This is a genomic window from Pseudomonas helleri, assembly GCF_001043025.1.
In the GTDB taxonomy this organism is placed as follows: domain Bacteria; phylum Pseudomonadota; class Gammaproteobacteria; order Pseudomonadales; family Pseudomonadaceae; genus Aquipseudomonas; species Aquipseudomonas helleri.
This window is the reverse complement of record NZ_JYLD01000008.1, coordinates 62,856-82,398: the sequence shown is the minus strand read 5'-3', so window position 1 is coordinate 82,398 and position 19,543 is coordinate 62,856. Positions and strand designations below refer to the sequence as shown.

Annotated in this window: 12 protein-coding genes; all 12 read left to right on the top strand. The window is 59.5% G+C overall.

Annotation, left to right across the window (positions count from 1 at the left end; genetic code table 11):
• The first annotated feature begins 455 nt into the window (after positions 1 to 455).
• The 12 genes from TU84_RS14335 to TU84_RS14280 all read left to right on the top strand — a co-directional run bounded on the left by TU84_RS14335 (position 456) and on the right by TU84_RS14280 (position 19,456).
• Positions 456 to 3,137, top strand: coding sequence for a TonB-dependent receptor (locus TU84_RS14335; protein ID WP_048369977.1), 2,682 nt, complete (start codon positions 456 to 458; stop codon positions 3,135 to 3,137).
• Between the two features lie 195 nt (positions 3,138 to 3,332).
• A complete protein-coding gene (locus tag TU84_RS14330) occupies positions 3,333 to 5,186 on the top strand; it encodes an extracellular solute-binding protein (protein WP_048369976.1) in 1,854 nt (617 codons plus the stop codon).
• A 1-nt stretch (position 5,187) separates the two neighbouring features.
• On the top strand, positions 5,188 to 6,258 hold the full coding sequence (locus TU84_RS14325) for a microcin C ABC transporter permease YejB (protein WP_048369975.1): 1,071 nt from the start codon (positions 5,188 to 5,190) through the stop codon (positions 6,256 to 6,258).
• A complete protein-coding gene (locus TU84_RS14320) occupies positions 6,258 to 7,280 on the top strand; it encodes an ABC transporter permease (RefSeq protein WP_048369974.1) in 1,023 nt (340 codons plus the stop codon). The genes TU84_RS14325 and TU84_RS14320 overlap by 1 nt, the downstream gene beginning before the upstream one ends.
• Position 7,281: 1 nt before the next feature.
• Entirely contained in the window at positions 7,282 to 8,862 is a 1,581-nt protein-coding gene (locus tag TU84_RS14315; RefSeq protein WP_048369972.1) for an ABC transporter ATP-binding protein, read from the top strand.
• 463 nt (positions 8,863 to 9,325) lie between these two features.
• Positions 9,326 to 11,140: an ABC transporter ATP-binding protein gene (locus TU84_RS14310; RefSeq protein ID WP_048369971.1), complete on the top strand. Its 1,815-nt coding sequence runs from the start codon at positions 9,326 to 9,328 to the stop codon at positions 11,138 to 11,140.
• Between the two features lie 96 nt (positions 11,141 to 11,236).
• Positions 11,237 to 12,670, top strand: a complete 1,434-nt coding sequence (locus tag TU84_RS14305; RefSeq protein ID WP_053225239.1) for a TldD/PmbA family protein — start codon at positions 11,237 to 11,239, stop codon at positions 12,668 to 12,670.
• On the top strand, positions 12,670 to 14,004 hold the full coding sequence (locus TU84_RS14300; RefSeq protein WP_048369969.1) for a TldD/PmbA family protein: 1,335 nt from the start codon (positions 12,670 to 12,672) through the stop codon (positions 14,002 to 14,004). Before TU84_RS14305 ends, TU84_RS14300 begins: the two co-directional genes overlap by 1 nt.
• 466 nt (positions 14,005 to 14,470) lie before the next feature.
• Positions 14,471 to 15,292 carry an energy transducer TonB gene (locus tag TU84_RS14295; RefSeq protein ID WP_048369968.1) on the top strand — a complete coding sequence of 274 codons (822 nt, stop codon included), beginning with the start codon at positions 14,471 to 14,473 and terminating at the stop codon, positions 15,290 to 15,292.
• Between the two features lie 62 nt (positions 15,293 to 15,354).
• Complete coding sequence (locus TU84_RS14290) at positions 15,355 to 16,059, top strand: MotA/TolQ/ExbB proton channel family protein (protein WP_088500391.1); 705 nt, start codon at positions 15,355 to 15,357, stop codon at positions 16,057 to 16,059.
• Entirely contained in the window at positions 16,059 to 16,460 is a 402-nt protein-coding gene (locus TU84_RS14285; protein ID WP_048369966.1) for an ExbD/TolR family protein, read from the top strand. The genes TU84_RS14290 and TU84_RS14285 overlap by 1 nt, the downstream gene beginning before the upstream one ends.
• A gap of 266 nt (positions 16,461 to 16,726) precedes the next feature.
• A complete protein-coding gene (locus tag TU84_RS14280) occupies positions 16,727 to 19,456 on the top strand; it encodes a TonB-dependent receptor (RefSeq protein ID WP_048369965.1) in 2,730 nt (909 codons plus the stop codon).
• The last annotated feature ends 87 nt before the right edge of the window (positions 19,457 to 19,543 follow it).

The following is a 19,543-nucleotide window of genomic DNA, read 5'->3' as shown; positions in this document are numbered from 1 at the left end:
CTATAACCCGATAACTACACTGTACTCATAGCTGTCAAACAGGTGTTTCAAAGGTGTTCCATTTTTAACAGCAAAGCCACGACCTGCCTGATTGTCAGACAATGTACACGCTACCCGTTCCTGTTTAAAACCCCGCTCAAAACCCTCTGCATACCCCGCACTGCTTATTTATATAAAAAATATAAAAAAGTTCACATGACTCACATCAATTAAACGTATTGGCACACCGGTTGCTTTATCAAAGTTAACAAAACTTAACATTGAGCTGTCATGCCTTAGTTAATAGATCCCGTTGTAACCATGCACTACCAAGGCCGCGTGCGGACGCTGTTTGTCCGCGCTGGGGGAGCGGCTTGCTTGAAAAAAGTGATTTGCCAGGGTCGACACAACCCAACCGGAGTCATGAGGGCCCACAAGGCCATTCCAATAAACATCTAAAAAAGTCGGATGGAACCATGCAGAGTAAGCGTTCTGGTTTTAACGTAAAGCCATTGGTTGCAAGCCTGCAACGGCATCGTTGGGTGCCGTTGTATCTGGTCGCTCTGGGGATGAGCGCTGGCCAGCTTCAGGCGGCAGAAACACCTGCGACAGATGATTCAGCTGCACCCACCACACAACTGCAACGCGTCGAGGTCACCGGGTCGGCCATTCGCCGGGTAGATGCCGAAACGGCAGTGCCCATTACCATTCTCAACATCGAACAACTGCGCAATGAAGGGGTCACCACCACGGCGCAAATCCTGCAACGGGTCACCGGCAACCAGTCGACGATCAACGCGGCCAGTTCCGTGGGTTCCTCATCGGGCGGTGCCAGCTTTGCCGACATGCGCGGCATCGGCTCCAACAAAACCCTGGTGCTGCTCAACGGCCGCCGCCTGGGCAACAACGCCATCGATGGCTCGGCGGTCGACATCAACACCATTCCCTTCGCGGCCATTGACCGCGTAGAGATCCTGCGCGACGGCGCCTCGGCGCTGTATGGCACCGACGCCATCGGCGGGGTGATCAACTTCATCACCAAAAAGTCCCTGACTGACGGCACCCTCACCCTCGGCGGCGAAGCCCCCGGCCACAGCGGTGGTGGTAACAGCCACGACCTGAACGCCAGTTGGGGTTACGGCGACCTGGAGCAAGACCGCTTCAACGTGTTCGGCGTGATCGGCTACAACAAGCAGGACAGCTTGAAAGCCACAGATCGTTCGTTCTCGAAAAGTTACGTCCCCGGCCGCGGCCTGGACCAGACCTCGGGCGTCTCCTACCCGGCCAACTACAGCCAGAATGGCGTGACCACCAACCCGCTGTCCGCCAGCAACTGCGACGGTCCCAACCTGGTCGCGCGCCAGGGTGTGTGCCGCTACAACACGCGCACTTACCTGGACCTGTTGCCTGAAACCGAAAAGACCTCCTTCTTCGGCCGCGCCACCGGCAAGATCACCGATGACGACAACGTCAACCTGGAGTACTTCTGGGCGCGCAACAACAACTCGGTGAACATTGCCCCGGCGAACCTGGTCGGCGTCACCCTGGACCCGACGTCGCCATACTTCCCGGGCAATGGCATCACCCCCGGCTCCACCAGCGCGTCTTTTGACCCCAGCCAACCGGTGGGCCTTAACTGGCGCGAAACCGCTGCGGGCGGGCGCTCAACCAAAGACCAGAACACCAGCCAGCGCGTGGTGCTGAGCTTTGACGGCGTGGCCAAGGGCTGGGACTACAACCTCGGCGCGTCGTACAACCAGAACCAGGTCACCGAAAGCCTCACCGGCGGCTTTGTCAGCGACTCAGCCATGCTCGACGGGATCGCCAATGGCATCATCAACCCGTTCGGCCCGCAAAGCGCAGCCGGCCAGCGCCTGATCGACGCCAGCCAGTACCGTGGTCAGTACATCTCTTCGGTAGGGCGCGTGTCGGGTATCGATGGCCGTGCCAGCCGCGAAGTCGGCGACTGGTTTGGTGCAGGCCCGGCCGGGCTGGCCATCGGTGGCGAATACCGCCACGAGGCTTACCAGCAGAGCTATGCAGCGTTCGCAGACGATCTGGCCAGCCTCGGCGTCGACCCTAACGCCCGCGTCTCGGCAGACCGCAACGTGAAGGCGGTGTATACCGAACTGAACGTACCGGTGCTGGACACCCTGGAACTGTCGGCCGCCGTGCGTCACGACAAATACAGCGATTTTGGCAGCACCACCAACCCGAAATACTCGTTCCGTTACCAGCCCCTCAAGGAACTGGTGGTACGCGGTGCGTACAGCGAAGGTTTCCGCGCGCCCTCGCTGTATGAGCTGTACAACCCCGAATACCTGACCTACACCCAGGGCTTCTACAACGACCCTAAACTGTGCACCAACGGTACCGTGCAACCGGGCGGCGATGCGGGCCGCGATTGCGGCCAGCAGTTCCACCGTCGCACTGGCGGCAACACCAACCTGTCGCCAGAAACCGCGCGCAACCTGACCCTGGGCTTTGTCTATCAACCGGTTCGTGACCTGTCGGTGGGCCTGGATTTCTGGTGGATTCACATCGCCAACCAGATTGCCGAGTTCCCGGAATCAACAGTATTTGACGATCCAAACGCCTATGCCGACCGTTACATCCGTAACCCCGATGGCTCGATCAACTACGTACAAACCGGCAACGCCAACCTGGGTGCGGTTAAAACCAGTGGTGTCGATGTCAGCGCCGACTACAAATTCCCCAACACGCCTTACGGTCAATTTGGCCTGGGCCTGCAAGGGACCTACGTCACTCGCTACGACTACCAGACCACCATTGGCGGCAACTACACCGACAACGTGGGTGATTTCCAGGGTGTCGGCGTAGTCGCGCGCTGGAAACACGTGTTGAGCGGCACCTGGAACCTGGGGCCTTACCGTGGCTCGCTGGTCAACCGCTTCACCAGCGCCTACAACGACTTCGACCCAAGCACCCACAGCCGCGTGGCGTCGTACACCTTGTGGGATATTTCGGCCGGTTACACCTTCGACAAAACCGTCGATCTGGACGTGGGCGTGAAAAACCTGTTTGACCGCGACCCGCCGTTCACCAACCAGGCCTATAACTTCCAGAGCGGTTACGATCCACGCTACACCGACCCACTGGGCCGTACCTTCTTCGCCCGTGCGACTTACCACTTCTGATTCGTTCACGACGTTGATTGTGTGGGAGCCGGGCTTGCCCGCGATGGCATCGACCTGGTGCCGGTTCAGGACCTTATCGCCTGAATCGCGAGCAAGCCCGCTCCCACAGTGACTCCCGCAGCCTTGCCAAGCGCAAGGCTGCGGGTTTATTCAACACAGTAGATGGCTCCACACGCGGCACAAGGAAACCCCATCATGTCTTCATTTTTCATGCCCCTGCTCCGCTCGCTGCTGGTGCCTGCGTTGTCGTGCGTGTGCCTGGCTGTCAGTGCTGCGCCCGGCCCGGCCATGACGGTCTATGGCGAGGCGGCCAAATACCCCGCCGACTTCAAGCATTTTGAATTTGTGAACCCCAACGCGCCCAAAGGCGGCTCACTGAGCCGGGCCGCGATGGAAATCGGTCAGTTCAACCACATCGTGCCCTACGTCGACCAGGGCACCGGCGTCGTGCAGGTTGATCAGTGGGTCTATGAGCCCCTGGCCTTTCGCTCACTGGACGAGCCCTACACGGTCTACGGCCTGATAGCGCAACAGATGGAGCGCGACCCTGACGGCCTTTGGGTGCGTTTTTACCTCAACCCTAAAGCTCGTTTTAGCGACGGCACACCCATCACCGCGCAAGACGTCGCCTTTACCTACAACACCCTCATGACCCAAGGCAGCCTGAGCTATCGCATGCTCTACGGCGAGGTCAAAGACGTGGTCATCGAAGGCCCGAGGCAAATTCGCTTCGACTTTAAAAGCAACCAGAACCGCACCCTGGCGCTGGACCTGGCCAGTCTGCATGTTCTCCCCGAGCACTGGTGGAAGACCCGCGACTTCGCCAATGGCGGCGGCTTCGAACCGCCCCTGGGCAGCGGCCCGTACACCGTGTCCAACGTTGACCCGGGCCGCAGCATCAGTTTTCAGCGCAACCCCGATTGGTGGGCCAAGGATTTGCCCGTGAGCAAGGGCTTGTACAACTTCGACCGCCTGACGGTGAATTTCTACAGTGACACCGACATCGCCCGGCAACTGCTCAAGGCCGGTGCGTTTGATTACAACCGCGAATTCTCGGCCACCGGCTTCAGCATCGGCTACGACAGCCCGGCCCTGACCGACGGGCGCCTGCAACGCGGCGTGTTTGCCAAGGACAAACCGGGCGCGCCCCAGGGCTTTGCCTTCAATCTGCAAAACCCGGCGTTCCAGGATCGCCGGGTGCGCCAGGCGTTGAGCCTGTTGTGGGACTTTGAGTGGACCAACAAACAAATGATGCGCAACTTCTATGTGCGTCTGCAGAGCTACTTCCCGAAAAGCGACATGGCCGCCACCGCCCTGCCCGACGCCCGCGAGCTACAAATTCTTGAACCGCTGCGCGGCAAGATCCCCGATGAGGTGTTCACCCAGGTCTATCAGGCGCCGAAAACCGATGGCAGCGGCTACATCCGCGACAAACAGCTGCAAGCCCTGGCGCTGCTCAAAGAGGCAGGCTGGACGCCAAAGAACAACCAACTGGTGAATGCCCAAGGGGAACCGTTCACGTTCACCTTCCTCGATGGTCAGGGCGGTTTTGACCGCATGGTCATGCCGTACAAGCGCACCCTGGCGCAGATCGGTATCACCATGGAGATTCGCAAGGTCGACTCCGCGCAGTACATCAACCGCCTCAATGCGCGCGACTACGACATGATCGTGGTGGCGTTCCCGCGCAGCGGCCAGCCCATCGTCTCGCCGGGCCGCGAGATGTACGACATGTTCGGCTCAGGCAGCGCCACCCAGGTCGGCTCGTCCAACTCATTTGTGCTGCGCGACCCGGCGGTCGACACCCTGCTCGACGGGCTGGTGCAAGCCAACAGCCGCGAGGAGATGGTGCATTACGCCCGCGCCCTCGATCGCGTGCTGCAATGGGGCTACTACATGATTCCCAACTACTACTCCATCGGCACCCCGACCGTGTACCAGAACCGTTTCGGCCGCCCGACCACCGAACCCAAGTTCGATGAAGGCCTGGACACCTGGTGGGAAGTCAGCAAAACCGCGCAAACCAACGCGCAGCTGAAGGAGCATTGAGATGCTGCATTACATCAGTCGACGTTTGTTGCTCATCATCCCCACCTTGCTGTGCATTCTGGTGGTGAATTTTCTGATTGTTCAGGCCGCACCCGGCGGCCCGGTTGAACAGGCCATTGCACGTTTGCAGGGCTTCAGCGGTGCCGGAGTGGGCGGTGGCGGCGGTGAAATTGCCGCCGGGGGTTCCGGTGCCAGCCGCAGCAGCCGGGGCCTGGACCCGGCACTGATTGAAGAAATCACCAAACATTACGGCTTCGACAAACCGATGCACGAACGCTTGTGGCTGATGCTCAAGAACTACGCGCAACTGGACTTCGGCAACAGCTTTTTCCGTGGGGCCAAGGTCACTGACCTGATCTTGCAGAAACTCCCGGTGTCGATCTCGCTAGGCGTGTGGGCCACCCTCATCACCTACCTGATCTCGATCCCGCTGGGCATTCGCAAGGCCATCCACAACGGCAGCAAATTTGATGTGTGGACCAGCACCGCGATCATCATTGGCTACGCCATGCCCGCGTTTCTGTTTGCCATTTTGCTGATCGTGGTGTTCGCGGGCGGCAGTTATGTGAGCTGGTTTCCGATCCAGGGCATGGTCTCGGACGACTTCGACAGCCTGAGCTTTTTCGGCAAGATCGCCGACTACCTGTGGCACATGGTGCTGCCGGTGAGCGCGCTGGTGATCGGCGGCTTTGCGACTCTGACCATCCTCACCAAAAACAGCTTCTTGAATGAAATCAGCCGCCAGTACGTGGTCACTGCGCGGGCCAAAGGCCTGACCGAAAAACGCGTGCTCTACGGCCATGTGTTACGCAACGCCATGTTGCTGGTGGTGGCCGGCGTGCCGCAGGCGCTGATCGAAGTGTTCTTTGCCGGTTCGTTGCTGATCGAAACCATTTTCAACCTCGATGGCATCGGCCGCATGAGCTACGAGGCGGCGATATCCCGCGATTACCCGGTGGTATTTGGCACCCTGTTTCTGTTCACCCTGTTCGGGCTGTTGATCAAGTTGATCGGCGACATTTGCTACACCCTGCTCGACCCCCGTATCGACTTCTCGGCGAGGAATGCCTGATGTTTACCCTCTCTCCCCTGAGCCGTCGGCGCTTCGCCCATTTCAAGGCCAACCGCCGGGGCTGGTGGTCGCTGTGGCTGTTTATCGGCCTGTTTGTGGTCTGCCTGTGCGGCGAATTGATCGCCAACGACAAACCCTTGGCCATTCACTTCAAAGACCAGTGGTATTTCCCGATTGTCTCCAGCCACCTTGAAACCGACTTCGGCGGCGAACTGCCTTTCGAGCCGGATTACCGCAGCGAATACGTGCAGACACTCATCACCGGGCAAGGCGGCTGGATGCTCTTTGCGCCCATCCCGTTCAGTTCCGACACGGTCAACTACGACCTCAAGGTGCCCTCCCCAAGCCCACCCAGCAGCAGTAACTGGCTGGGCACCGATGAGCAGGCCCGTGACGTGCTGGCGCGGGTGATCTTTGGCGCGCGGATTTCGATCCTGTTTGCCTTGATCCTCACCGCCATCAGTGCGCTGGTAGGCATCACGGCGGGCGCCTTGCAGGGCTTTTACGGCGGCCTGGTGGACCTGATCGGCCAACGCCTGCAAGAAGTCTGGGCCGGGCTGCCGGTGCTGTACCTGCTGATCATCCTCTCGGGTTTTATCGCCCCGAGCTTTTGGTGGTTGCTGGGCATCATGGCGCTGTTCAGTTGGCTGGCCCTGGTGGACGTGGTGCGCGCCGAATTTTTGCGCGGGCGCAATCTGGAATACGTCAAAGCCGCACGGGCCTTGGGCTTGACCAATGGTGCGCTGATGCGCCGGCACATTCTGCCTAACGCCATGACTTCGACCCTGACCTACATCCCGTTCATTTTGACCGGCGCAATTGCCACCCTCACCGCCCTGGACTTTCTCGGCTTCGGCATGCCGCCCGGCACCGCCTCGCTGGGTGAACTGATCGGCCAGGCCAAACGCAACCTGCAAGCCCCATGGCTGGGCCTGACCGCGTTTTGTGTGCTGGCACTGATTTTGTCGCTACTGGTGTTTATCGGCGAAGCCTGCCGTGACGCGTTTGATCCAAGGAGTTGAGATGAGCGACACACTGATCGAAATACGTGACCTGCGCGTCGGCTTTGCCGGGCGTGAAGTGGTGCACGGGGTCAACCTGGATATCCGCCGTGGCGAATGCCTGGCACTGGTGGGCGAGTCGGGTTCGGGCAAGTCGGTGACGGCGCACTCGATCCTGCGCCTGTTGCCGGGTAAAAACGTCGAAACCCAAGGCAGCATCCGCTACAACGGCATCGACCTAGTGAGCGCCAGCCCTGCGCAACTGCGCAGTTTGCGCGGCAACCGCATCGCGATGATTTTCCAGGAGCCGATGACCTCGCTCAACCCGCTGCATACCGTCGAAAAGCAAGTCAGCGAAGTATTGATCACCCACAAGGGCCTGAAAAAACGCGAAGCACGGGCCAGAACCCTTGAACTGCTGGAGCTGGTTGGGATTCGCGACCCGCAACATCGCCTCAATGCCTACCCCCATCAGTTGTCTGGCGGCCAACGCCAGCGGGTGATGATCGCCATGGCGCTGGCCAATGAGCCAGAGTTGCTGATCGCTGACGAACCGACCACGGCGCTGGACGTCACCGTGCAGCAAAAAATCCTCGAGCTGCTGATCGACCTGCAACAGCGTCTAGGCATGTCGTTGCTGCTTATCAGCCACGACCTCAACCTGGTGCGCAAAATCGCCCAGCGCGTGTGCGTGATGCGCGGCGGTGAAATTGTCGAGCAAGCCACCTGCGAGGAGCTGTTCAAAGCCCCGCAACACCCTTACAGCCGCATGCTGATCGAGGCCGAGCCCAGCGGCAGCCCGGTGCCTGCTGACGATCCAGGCAACCTGCTCCAGGTCGACGACCTCAAGGTCTGGTTCCCTTTGCCCAAGTCGTTGTTCAGCCGAGAGCGGCATTACGTCAAGGCCGTGGACGGGGTCAGTTTTGAGCTGAAAAAAGGCCGCACCCTGGGCATTGTCGGTGAATCGGGCTCGGGCAAATCCACCCTCGGCCAGGCGGTGCTGCGGCTGGTGGAATCGCAAGGGTCTATCCGACTCGACGGCCAGCAACTCGGTGCCCTCAACCAAGACCAACTGCGGCCGTTAAGGCGCCACATGCAGGTGGTATTTCAAGACCCGTTTGGCAGCCTGAGCCCGCGCATGTCGGTGCAGCAGATCATCAGCGAGGGGTTGCTGGCCCACAACATCGGCACCGTGCAGGAACGTGAAGCCGCGGTGATCCGTGTACTGCAAGAGGTGGGGCTCGACCCTGAGAGCCGCCACCGCTACCCACATGAATTCTCGGGCGGTCAACGCCAGCGCATCTCCATCGCCCGGGCGTTGATCATGGAACCGGAGTTGATCCTGCTCGACGAACCGACCTCGGCGCTGGACCGCACCGTGCAAAAACAAGTGGTGGACTTGCTGCGTGACTTACAGGCCAAACACGGCCTGACCTACCTGTTTATCAGCCACGACCTGGCGGTGGTGCATGCACTGGCCCACGACATGATCGTGATCAAGGACGGCAAAGTGGTGGAGCAAGGCAACGCACAAAGCCTGTTCGGCAACCCGCAACACCCGTACACCCGCGAGCTGTTACAAGCGAGCAGCGTAACCCCCTGACCCAATCTGTAGGAGCGAGCTTGCCTCGCGATCTTTTGATCGTTGAAAAGATCGCGAGGCACACTTTAATTTTTTACAAAGTTTTACCAAAACTGGCACAGATTTTCCTTGTCATTGGGCGTTAGCAATTCACCGGTTGAAAACACAGCTTCCGGGGTGCGTAACCCGCACCAATTGCGACCGCGGACGTAAAAACTGTCCACATTCAGTGCAACGGCAGACCAAAAGTCATGCCATTGATCAGCTGTACAAAAGGAATAACAACGATGTCTGATGTGCACTCGCTGCAAATACTCCCCCGCCTTTACGCCTGCGCGTTCGCTTCGTGTACCCCGCCCGGCATCGATACATAGCCTGAGCTGCGCTATCACCCGATAGACGCTTTTCACCTGCACGCCCCCTCATTGGCCGTCTCTTCGCGAGCAGCCAACGCGGACCGCTTTGCTTTGAAAAAAGGTCAGACATGTCTGAATTTGACGCTATTACCGTTCCTCCCAAACGGCCTTGGGCCTATGTGTGGCATTACGTGCGCCTGTACCCGCGCTGGTACTGGGCAATCGCGGCGCTGCAAATCGGCGCTGCAATGACCGCCACCCTCATGCCCTATGCCATCGGCCGCATCACCGGCGCTGTGAGTGACGGCCTGTGGGACCACGCCGACCTGTGGCAGGCCAGCTTGCCCGCGCTGGGCCTGCTGTTTGGCCTGGCCGTGGCGCAAATGCTCTGCGCCCGAGGCGCCACGTTGTGCATGATCATGGTCCGGCCGCAGCAAAAAATACGCATCGTGCGTGACCTGTTCGCCTATTTGCAGCGCCATTCGGCCCGCTATTTCGGTGAACATTTTGCCGGCAGCCTGGCCCATCGCATCGGCGAAGGCAGCATTGGCCTGCTAGAGATCACCTGGAACCTGATCGTCGACATGCTGCCGATTCTGGTGGTGCTGATCACCAGCCTGGTATTGCTGACACTGGCCTCGCCCTGGCTGGGTCTGGGCCTGCTGGTGTGGGTGCTGGCCTACACATTGCTGGCGTTTGTGCTGTCACGCAAAGCGCAAGTACTGGCAGCAGATCATGCCAAAGCGCGCAGCGTGACCACCGGCAAAATTGTCGACGCGGTCAGCAACCTGGCCAGCATCCGCCTGTTTGCCCGCCAGGACTTTGAACTTGACTACCTGAACCGCTACCAGACCCAAGAAAAACAGGCCGCGCAGCGCTCGTTTTTCTACCAGGAGAAAATCCGCCTGCTGCAAGACAGCCTGTCGATTGTGTTGCGCGTCGGCCTGGTAGCCGTCGCGCTGTACCTCTGGCACCTGGGCAAGATCGACGTCGGCCAATTGGTGATGGTGGCCACTCTGGGTTTGATGATCGTGGCCCAGTGCAGTTATTTGAGCATGCAGTTCATGCAGTTTTTCGAATCGATCGGCAACATCCAGAACAGCATCGACACCCTGCTCAAGCCCCACGAAATGCCGGACAGCACCGATGCCCTGCCCGCACGCATCGAAAAAGGCGCTATCCGCTTTCGTGACGTGAACTTCGGCTACAGCCCGGACAAGCCGATCTTCAAACACTTCAAGCTGAACATTGCAGCCGGTCAGCGCGTCGGGATTGTCGGACTTTCAGGCTCGGGCAAATCGACGTTGCTCAACCTGTTGCTGCGCGCCTACGACCCGCAAAAAGGTCAGGTCGAAATCGACGGCGTTGATATTCAGGGCATGACCCAGCAATCGCTGCACAGCCACATCGGCTTGATCCCGCAAGAGCCGGGCCTGTTTCATCGCTCCCTGCGGGAAAACATCGGTTATGGCGACGTTGATGCCGACGAATCGGCCATTGTGCTGGCGGCCAAACGTGCCCACGCCCATGACTTCATCCTGCACATGCAAGACGGCTATGACGCCTTGATCGGTGAGCGCGGGGTCAAGTTGTCGGGCGGTCAGCGCCAGCGCATCGCCATTGCCCGCGCCTTGCTCAAGAACGCGCCGATTCTGGTACTCGACGAAGCCACCGCCAGCCTCGACTCCGAAACCGAAAGCCTGATTCAAAGCAGCCTGGACGACATCATGGCGGACAAAACCGTGTTGGTTGTTGCGCACCGGCTGTCGACCATTGCGCATCTGGATCGGATTGTGGTGCTGGATAAAGGCTTGATTGTTGAAGACGGCAGTCATCAACACTTACTGGAACTTAAAGGCCTCTATTACCGACTGTGGCAACACCAGTCCGACGGTTTGTTAAGTGAAAAAGATGCCCGCGTAGATGAATTATTGGTCACGTAACTACCACGGCACTTTTAATGCCGCCTTTTATTAACTTATTAACCCAAAGCCCTCGCCATTAACACGCGGTGCTTTGCACTTGAAAGGACACTCATCATGAGTCACGCACAATCGTCACTCAGACGATTCATGCAAACATGTGCCGATATACCCGGTTTTATTTCATTGCGCCTGGTTGAACAACAAGCGCAAACATTGGGCGTATCGCGCAATGTTATTGAACCTCCTTCACTGCGCCATAGTTGCGGGGTTATGGTCTGCGTCCACATTGACGGCCAACAGGCCTTTGCAGCCACCAGCGATATCAGTCTGTCGGGATTGCAACAGGCACTTGAGCGCGCCCAACATACGGCCCAATCACTGCGGGGCCGGGGTTTACTGCACTACCCTGCCCCGCAAACACGGGATGTACAGGCGCATTACCGCTCACCCGATCTGGACCTGCCGTTGCCGGGCACCGCCGACTGGCTGGCCCTGTTAATGGAAACCTCGCAGAGCGTCCCCGGTGACCCGCGACTGGTGCACTGGTCCGCTCGTTTGCGTGTGGTGCAAGAACAACAGCTGTATCTGGATAACCAGGGCAATGACATTCTGCGCAGCCAGCAGCAGCTGTACCCCGAGGTGGGCGTCAATGCTTTTGACGGCCAGCAAAGCCAGCGCCGCACCTACAGCCTTGCCCAACAAGGCGGCGCCAATGTGGTCACTCAATCGGCACTGAGCGAGCAAGCCCGTCGCGTCGCCGACGAGGCCCTGCAACTGCTGCTGGCCCCGAACACCCCGCAAGGCCCGCGGGACGTGCTGCTGATGCCGGATCAAATGATCCTGCAGATCCATGAATCCATCGGCCACCCGCTGGAGCTGGACCGCATCCTCGGTGATGAGCGCAACTACGCCGGCACCAGCTTTGTCACCCCCGACATGTTTGGCCATTACCGTTATGGCTCTGACCTGCTGAATGTCAGCTTCGACCCCGGCGTGCCCGGCGAACTGGTGAGCTACAGCCACGACGACGAAGGCCTGCCGGCCGAAAAACACTTACTAATCAGCCAGGGGATTTTGCAGCGGCCCATGGGCGGCGCACTGTCCCAGGCCCGCAGTGACTTGCCGGGCGTCGCCAACAGCCGCGCCTGCAACTGGAACCGGGCACCGATTGACCGCATGGCCAACCTCAATATCGAACCCGGCGACCAGTCGATGGAGCAACTGATTGGCGGCATTGAGCACGGCATCCTGATGGCCAGCAACCGTTCGTGGTCGATCGATGATGCGCGCAACAAGTTCCAGTTCGGCTGCGAATGGGGCCAGTTGATCGAAAATGGCGAGCTGGGGGCCGTGGTTAAAAACCCGAATTATCGGGGCATTTCATCGCAGTTCTGGCGCAACTTGAGCGCCGTGGGCGACGCCTCGACCCACCAGATCATGGGCACCCCCAATTGCGGCAAAGGCGAACCCAATCAGGTTGTCACCGTGGGCCACGCTTCTCCGGCCTGTGTGTTCAGTCAAATAGATGTATTCGGAGGCCAGGCCTGATGAGCAATTGCCGATTCGCCAGCGCGTTCAAGGCGCTGGAACACTGGCTCAAGGGCCAGTTGCACACCGATGAACAGTTCACCCTGTGGTTTGAAGCTGAAGACAGCCAGTTCGTGCGTTTCAACCACGGCAAAGTGCGCCAGGCTTACCCGGTGCTACAACTTGAATTGACGTTGCGGCTGATCCGCGGCGAACGCCACAGCAGCGCGCAACTTAACCTGAGCGGCGATTTTGCACAGGATGCCGTCACTCTCGGGCACACCCTGACCGAGCTTCGCGCACTGCTCGATGTGTTGCCTGCCGACCCGTATTTATTACTCGACACGCAAGAATGGAGCACAGAACGGCAAGTGCCGGGGCAGGTTCCCGAGCTGCAACAGGTTATCGACACGATCTGCGACTTGAGCCAGGGCCTGGACATGGTCGGCATTTATGCCGGTGGCACGCTGTATCGCGGCTTCGCCAATAGCTGGGGGGCTTACGGTTGGCATCAATGTGCCAACGCGCTGTTCGACTGGAGCCTGTTTGATGCCAGTGGTGAAGCAGTTAAAAGCACATATGGTTCAGCCACGTGGGATGCTCAAGCGTTAAGTGACGTGTTTGTTCAGGCCCGTGAGCAACTCAAGCACCTGAGCACACCGCGCATCAGCCTCAAACCGGGGCAGTACCGTGCTTATCTGGCCCCTGCGGCACTGGAGGAAGTGCTGGGTTTGCTCAGTTATGACGCATTTTCAGCCAAGGCCTTTGCCAACCGCCAGAGCGCATTGCAGCAGTTGCAACTCGGAAAACAGCAGTTATCACCCTTGGTCAGCCTGCGCGAACAACCGTCCACCGGTTTTGAACCCGGCTTCGGCCCGGACGGCACTGCGCGTCAGGACATCGACCTGATCCAGACCGGAAAGCTGGTTGGGCAACTGGTCAGCTCACGCTCGGCCGCTGAATACGGCATGCAAGCCAATGGTGCCGACCGCAGGGAAATGCCCCACTCGCTGGTCATGGCGCCCGGCGAACTGGCCAGTAACGACGTGCTGAGCGAACTGGGAACCGGCTTGTACATCAGTAACTTGTGGTACCTGAACTATTCGGATGTAGGCTCTGCCAGCCTGACCGGCATGACCCGCTTTGCCACCTTTTGGGTGGAGAACGGACGCATCGTCGCGCCCATCGAAACCATGCGGTTCGATGACAGCCTGTACAACCTGCTCGGCAGCAACTTGCTGGCCCTGACCCGCGAGCAAACGCTGTGCATCGACTCGGGGACTTATGAGCGGCGCAGCCTGAACAGCCATGTACTGCCGGGCGCGCTGGTAGAGCGTTTAACCCTGACCTTATAGGGCGCACTGTTTATAGGCACGCCCTCTTACTTTGGTGCACTTTTTTTGACAACTCTTAACTTTCGTCAGATTGTCAGACAAAGAAATTGATTATCAACGTTTATAACTCAAGTTCAAAACCGCTATTAAGCCGCGTTAATTAAGTTCAGCACTTATTAACGCGGCTTAAGGCACAAAACTGCCTCTTGGCGCTTAAATATCCACCCGACAAAGCGGCTTTTTTTTGACTGTTGGCATAGCCGTTGCAATACATAATTTAACGAATTCTTACAAAAATCCGGATCCGTTGACTTAACCAACAGGAGCTCAACATGACCCTTTATTCGCGCAGTGATTAAGGCCTTTTGACAGGCAAACATTCACCTGTCAGTGCGCCATTGAAACAACCGTTGAACGACTAGTTCTCGTCCCTGCACGCAAGGGCGAACGGAGCCTTATTGCCCTTCATTTTGTCGAGGGACTCTTAATGAGTGACGAGGTAAAACATAAAGAACGGCCAGCCCCTCTATTGGCAGCTGAGCGTGTTCAACAGTGGACACATATCCCCCATGTGCCCAACACCTCACAGCCGGGCGGGCTGAGCAAGCCGCGCATTTTATTGTTGGTGGGTGTGGTTGTGCTGCTGCATGGCAGCGCCTGGTGGTTTTTCCAGCGCGCCAAGGCCGAGCCGGTGATTACGCCACCCGAAATCCCGGAAATGACCGTAGAACTAAGCAGCCCTGCGCCACCGGCCCCGCCGGTCGAAGAGCCGCCTCCACCACCGCCTCCACCACCGCCACCGCCGGAGCCCGTAGCGCCGCCAGAAGATGAAGATGCGCTCAAGCCACCGCCCAAACCCGTGGAGAAGCCCAAGCCCATCGAAAAACCCAAGCCGGTGGTCAAGCCCAAGCCGGTGCAAAAACCGCAACCGGTCAAGCCAGCGCCACCGGCTCCGGTAGCGCCACCAGCACCCGCGGCGCCTGCTGCACCCGCCGCCCCGGCCGCAGCGCCAGGCCCGGCCAAGGAAACAGCGGCCATTTCGGGGCTGGCCAGCCTCGGCAACCCGCCACCGGAATACCCGTCCATCGCCTTGCGGCGTAACTGGGAAGGCTCGGTAGGGCTGCGGATCAAGGTGCTGCCTAACGGCCGCGCAGGCTCGGTAGAGGTCATCAAGTCCAGCGGCAAACAAGCGCTGGATGACGCCGCCGTCGCCGCTGTACGTAACTGGAAGTTTGTCCCGGCCAAACGCGGGGACACGCCCATAGAAGGGTTCGCCACCCAGACCATTGCTTTCAAATTGCCGGAATAACCCCGCCGGGTCCCGACACTTATTAATTAGCGCGTTATTTAACCGCAGTGCGAGGTATAGCCATGAACGAGTCTCTGTCTTCCATGATTGTCCCTGGGGTACTTTGGGCCTTGGTGCTTTTTTCGGTGGTAAGTTGGGCCTTGCTGCTCATCAAGTCATCGCAATACCTGCGTCAAAAATCCCAGAACAACCAGTTCACCAAGGCCTTCTGGGCCGCCCCCGACCTGCTCACCGCCGCCGAACACGCCAGCCAGTACCCCGGCGCCCTGGCGCGCATCGCCAACAGCGGCTTTGAAGCCATGATTGTTGATGACACGCCGCGAACCACCCAGCAACTGGCCAACACCATCAACCGCGCCGATCGCCTGGAGCGCAACCTGCGCCAACAAATCCAGAAAGAACGCCGCGCCCTGGAAAGCGGCCAGGCGATTCTCGCCAGTATCGGCAGCACCGCGCCCTTCATCGGCCTGTTCGGAACCGTCTGGGGGATCATGGAAGCCTTGCAAAGCATCGGCGCCAGCGGTTCCGCCAGCCTGGAAACCGTGGCCGGGCCCATCGGCCACGCCCTGATTGCCACCGGCGTGGGGATTGCCGTGGCCGTGCCAGCGGTGCTGATTTACAACTTCTTCCTGCGTCGCCTGAAAATGGCCTCGGCCACCATGGATGACTTTGCCCATGACTTCGACGCCCTCGCCCAGCGCAGCGCTTTCGCCATCGACCGCCAACCTATTTCCACCAAGCGCACCGCTGTGCGGGAGGCAAGCTGATGTCTTTCTCAACTCAAGACAGCGATGAAGTACTCAGTGAAATGAACGTCACCCCGCTGGTGGACGTGATGCTGGTACTGCTGGTGGTGTTCATCGTGACCACGCCGATGATGACCAATGCCATCAAGATCAACCTGCCCAAGACCGACGCCGTGGCCACCGAGAAAAAGAAAGACCCGGTGGTGGTCAGCGTGGATCAGGACGGCAAGTTCTTCCTGGCCAAGAACGAAGTGGCCCCCGAGCTGCTGGAAAAAAGCCTGCAGGACGTCAAGGCCCAGGACCCGGAAGTACGGGTTCAGCTCCAGGCTGACGAAGGCGTCAATTACGGGCAAGTGGCCAAGGCCATGGCCTCGATTGAGCGCTCGGGCATCACCAAGATTTCGGTGATGACTGCTCGGTAACGCTCACCTCTGCAGCCGCTGCTGAAGGCTGCGATAAGGGCCGAGGGACCTTCAAGCGGGTCGCTTCGCAACCCATCGCAGCCTGCGGCAGCGGCCACAGAGACCGACTTCCCGCTGTAACCATGCCGCGCGCGAACGCTGTCAGTCCGCGCTGGGGAGCGGCTTGCTTGAAAAAAGTGTTTTGCCACGGGTCGACACAACCCAACTGGAGTCATGAGGGCTCACAAGGCCATTCCAATAATCGTCTGAAAAAGTCGGAAATAACCATGCAGATGAAGAGTTCAGGTTTCACCCTCAAACCGCTCGTTGCAAGCTTGCAGCGGCATCGTTTTGTGCCGCTGTATCTGGTTGCTCTGGGGATGAGCGCAGGCCAGTTGCAGGCAGCCGAAGCCACCGTGTCCGACGACGCAGGCAGTGCCGTCAGCAGCGCCGCCGTGAGCGCCGATGCAACGGCGGCACCCGCCCCAACCACGCAGCTGGATCGTGTTGAAGTGACCGGCTCGGCGATCCGCCGGGTCGACGCAGAAACCGCCGTGCCCATCACCATTCTGCGCGCCGATCAACTGCGCAACGAAGGCGTGACCACCACCGAGCAGATCCTTCAGCGCGTCTCGGGCAACCAGTCGATTCGTAACCCGGCCAGTTCGGTGGGCGCCGCCACAGGCGGTTCGAGCTTTGCCGACATGCGCGGTATCGGCGCCAACAAAACCCTGGTGCTGCTCAACGGCCGCCGCCTGGGCAACAACGCCATCGATGGCTCGGCCGTCGACCTGAACACCATTCCGTTTGCCGCCATTGACCGTGTCGAGGTGCTGCGCGACGGCGCATCTGCCCTGTACGGCACTGACGCCATCGGCGGGGTCATCAACTTCATCACCAAAAAATCGTTGACCGACGGCACCCTCTCGCTGGGCGGCGAAGGCGCTGACGCCAGTGGTGGCGGCGGCTCCAAAGACCTCAGCGCCAGCTGGGGCTATGGCGACCTCGACAAAGACCGCTTCAACGTCATGGGCGTGTTCGGTTACAACAAACAGGACGATCTGCGCGCCAAAGACCGTACCTTTGCCACCACCTATGCGCCGGGCCGTGGCCTGGACCAGACCTCCGGCACCTCATACCCGGCCAACTACAGCCAGAACGGTGTCAGCTCCAACCCACTGTCGTCGGGTAACTGCAATGGCCCTAACCTGGTCTCGCGCCAGGGCGTGTGCCGCTTCGACACCCGCAACTACATCGACCTGCTACCCGCCACCGAAAAAACTTCGTTCTTCGGCAAGGCCACCGGCAAGCTCACCGATGATGACAACGTCAACCTCGAATACTTCTTTGCCCGCAACAACAACTCCACCCAAGTCGGCCCTGCGCCACTGACCGGCATGACGATGGACCCGTCGTCACCGTTCTACCCTGGCAAAGGCATTACCCCGGCCTCCACCAACCCTAACTTCGATCCGACCCAACCGATCGATTTTAACTGGCGTGAAACCGCCGCCGGTGCACGCCAGTCCCGCGACCAGAACACCAGCCAGCGTCTGGTCCTGAGTTTTGACGGCACCGTGCAGGGCTGGGACTACAACGCCGGCGCCTCGTACAACGAAAACAAAGTGATCTCCAGCGTGACCGGCGGTTATGTCAGCGACGCGGCCATGATCAATGGCATCGCCGACGGCATCATCAACCCGTTCGGCCCGCAAACCGCCGCTGGCCAGGCGTTGATTGACGCCAACCAGTACCACGGCCAGTACTCCTCGTCGGTCGGCCGGGTGACCGGGCTGGACGGACGCATGAGCCGTGAAATCGGCGACTGGTTCGGTGCCGGCCCTTCTGGCCTGGCCATCGGTGGCGAGTTCCGTCAGGAGAACTTCCATCAGAGCTACGAGCAATACGCGGCGGACATCTCCAGCCTCGGCGTCGACCCGGACGGCAGCGTCAAGGGCGATCGCAACGTCAAGGCGGTGTACACCGAGTTGAACGTGCCGGTACTGGACAGCCTCGAACTGTCGGCCGCCGTGCGTCACGACAAATACAGCGACTTTGGCAGCACCACCAACCCGAAATACTCGTTCCGCTACCAGCCGATCAAAGAACTGGTGGTGCGTGGCGCGTACAGCGAAGGTTTCCGGGCGCCGTCGCTGTATGAGTTGTACAACCCGCAATACACCACCTACACCCAGGGCTACTACAACGACCCTAAACTGTGTACCGGCGGCGTGGTGCAACCGGGCGGCAACGCTGCACGTGACTGCGGCCAGCAGTTCCATAACCGCACCGGCGGCAACACCGACCTGTCCCCCGAGAAGGCGCGCAACCTGACCCTGGGCTTTGTCTACCAGCCAGTGCGCAACCTGTCGATGGGCCTGGACTTCTGGTGGATCCACATCGCCAACCAGATCGCCGAGTTCCCGGAATCCACCGTCTTTGACGATCCGAACACCTACGCCGATCGCTACATCCGCAACGCCGACGGTTCGCTCAACTACGTTCAGACCGGCCTTGCCAACCTGGGCGCAGTGAAAACCAGCGGTGTCGATGTCAGCCTCGACTACAAGTTCCCGAACACCCCGTATGGCCAGTTCGGCCTGGGTCTGCAAGGCACCTACGTGTCGCGCTATGACTACCAGACCACCATTGGCGGCAACTACACCGACAACGTCGGTGCGTTTGAAGGGACTGGCGTGATCGCCCGCTGGAAACACGTGTTGAGCGGTACCTGGAACCTGGGCCCATACCGCGCCTCGCTGGTTAACCGCTTCACCAGCGGTTACAACGACTACGACACCGACACTCACTCACGCGTAGCGTCTTACGCTCTGTGGGACATCTCGGGTGGCTACACCTTCAACAAAACCGTGGACCTGGATGTAGGCGTCAAAAACATGTTTGACCGCAACCCGCCGTTCTCCAACCAGGCTTACAACTTCCAGAGCGGTTACGACCCTCGTTACGGTGACCCAATGGGCCGTACCTTCTTCGCCCGTGCGACTTACCACTTCTAAGTGATAGCCCCCTGTAGGAGCGAGCTTGCCTCGCGATCTTTTGACCTTCAATAAAGATCGCGAGACTCGCTCCTGCAGGGCTCCACA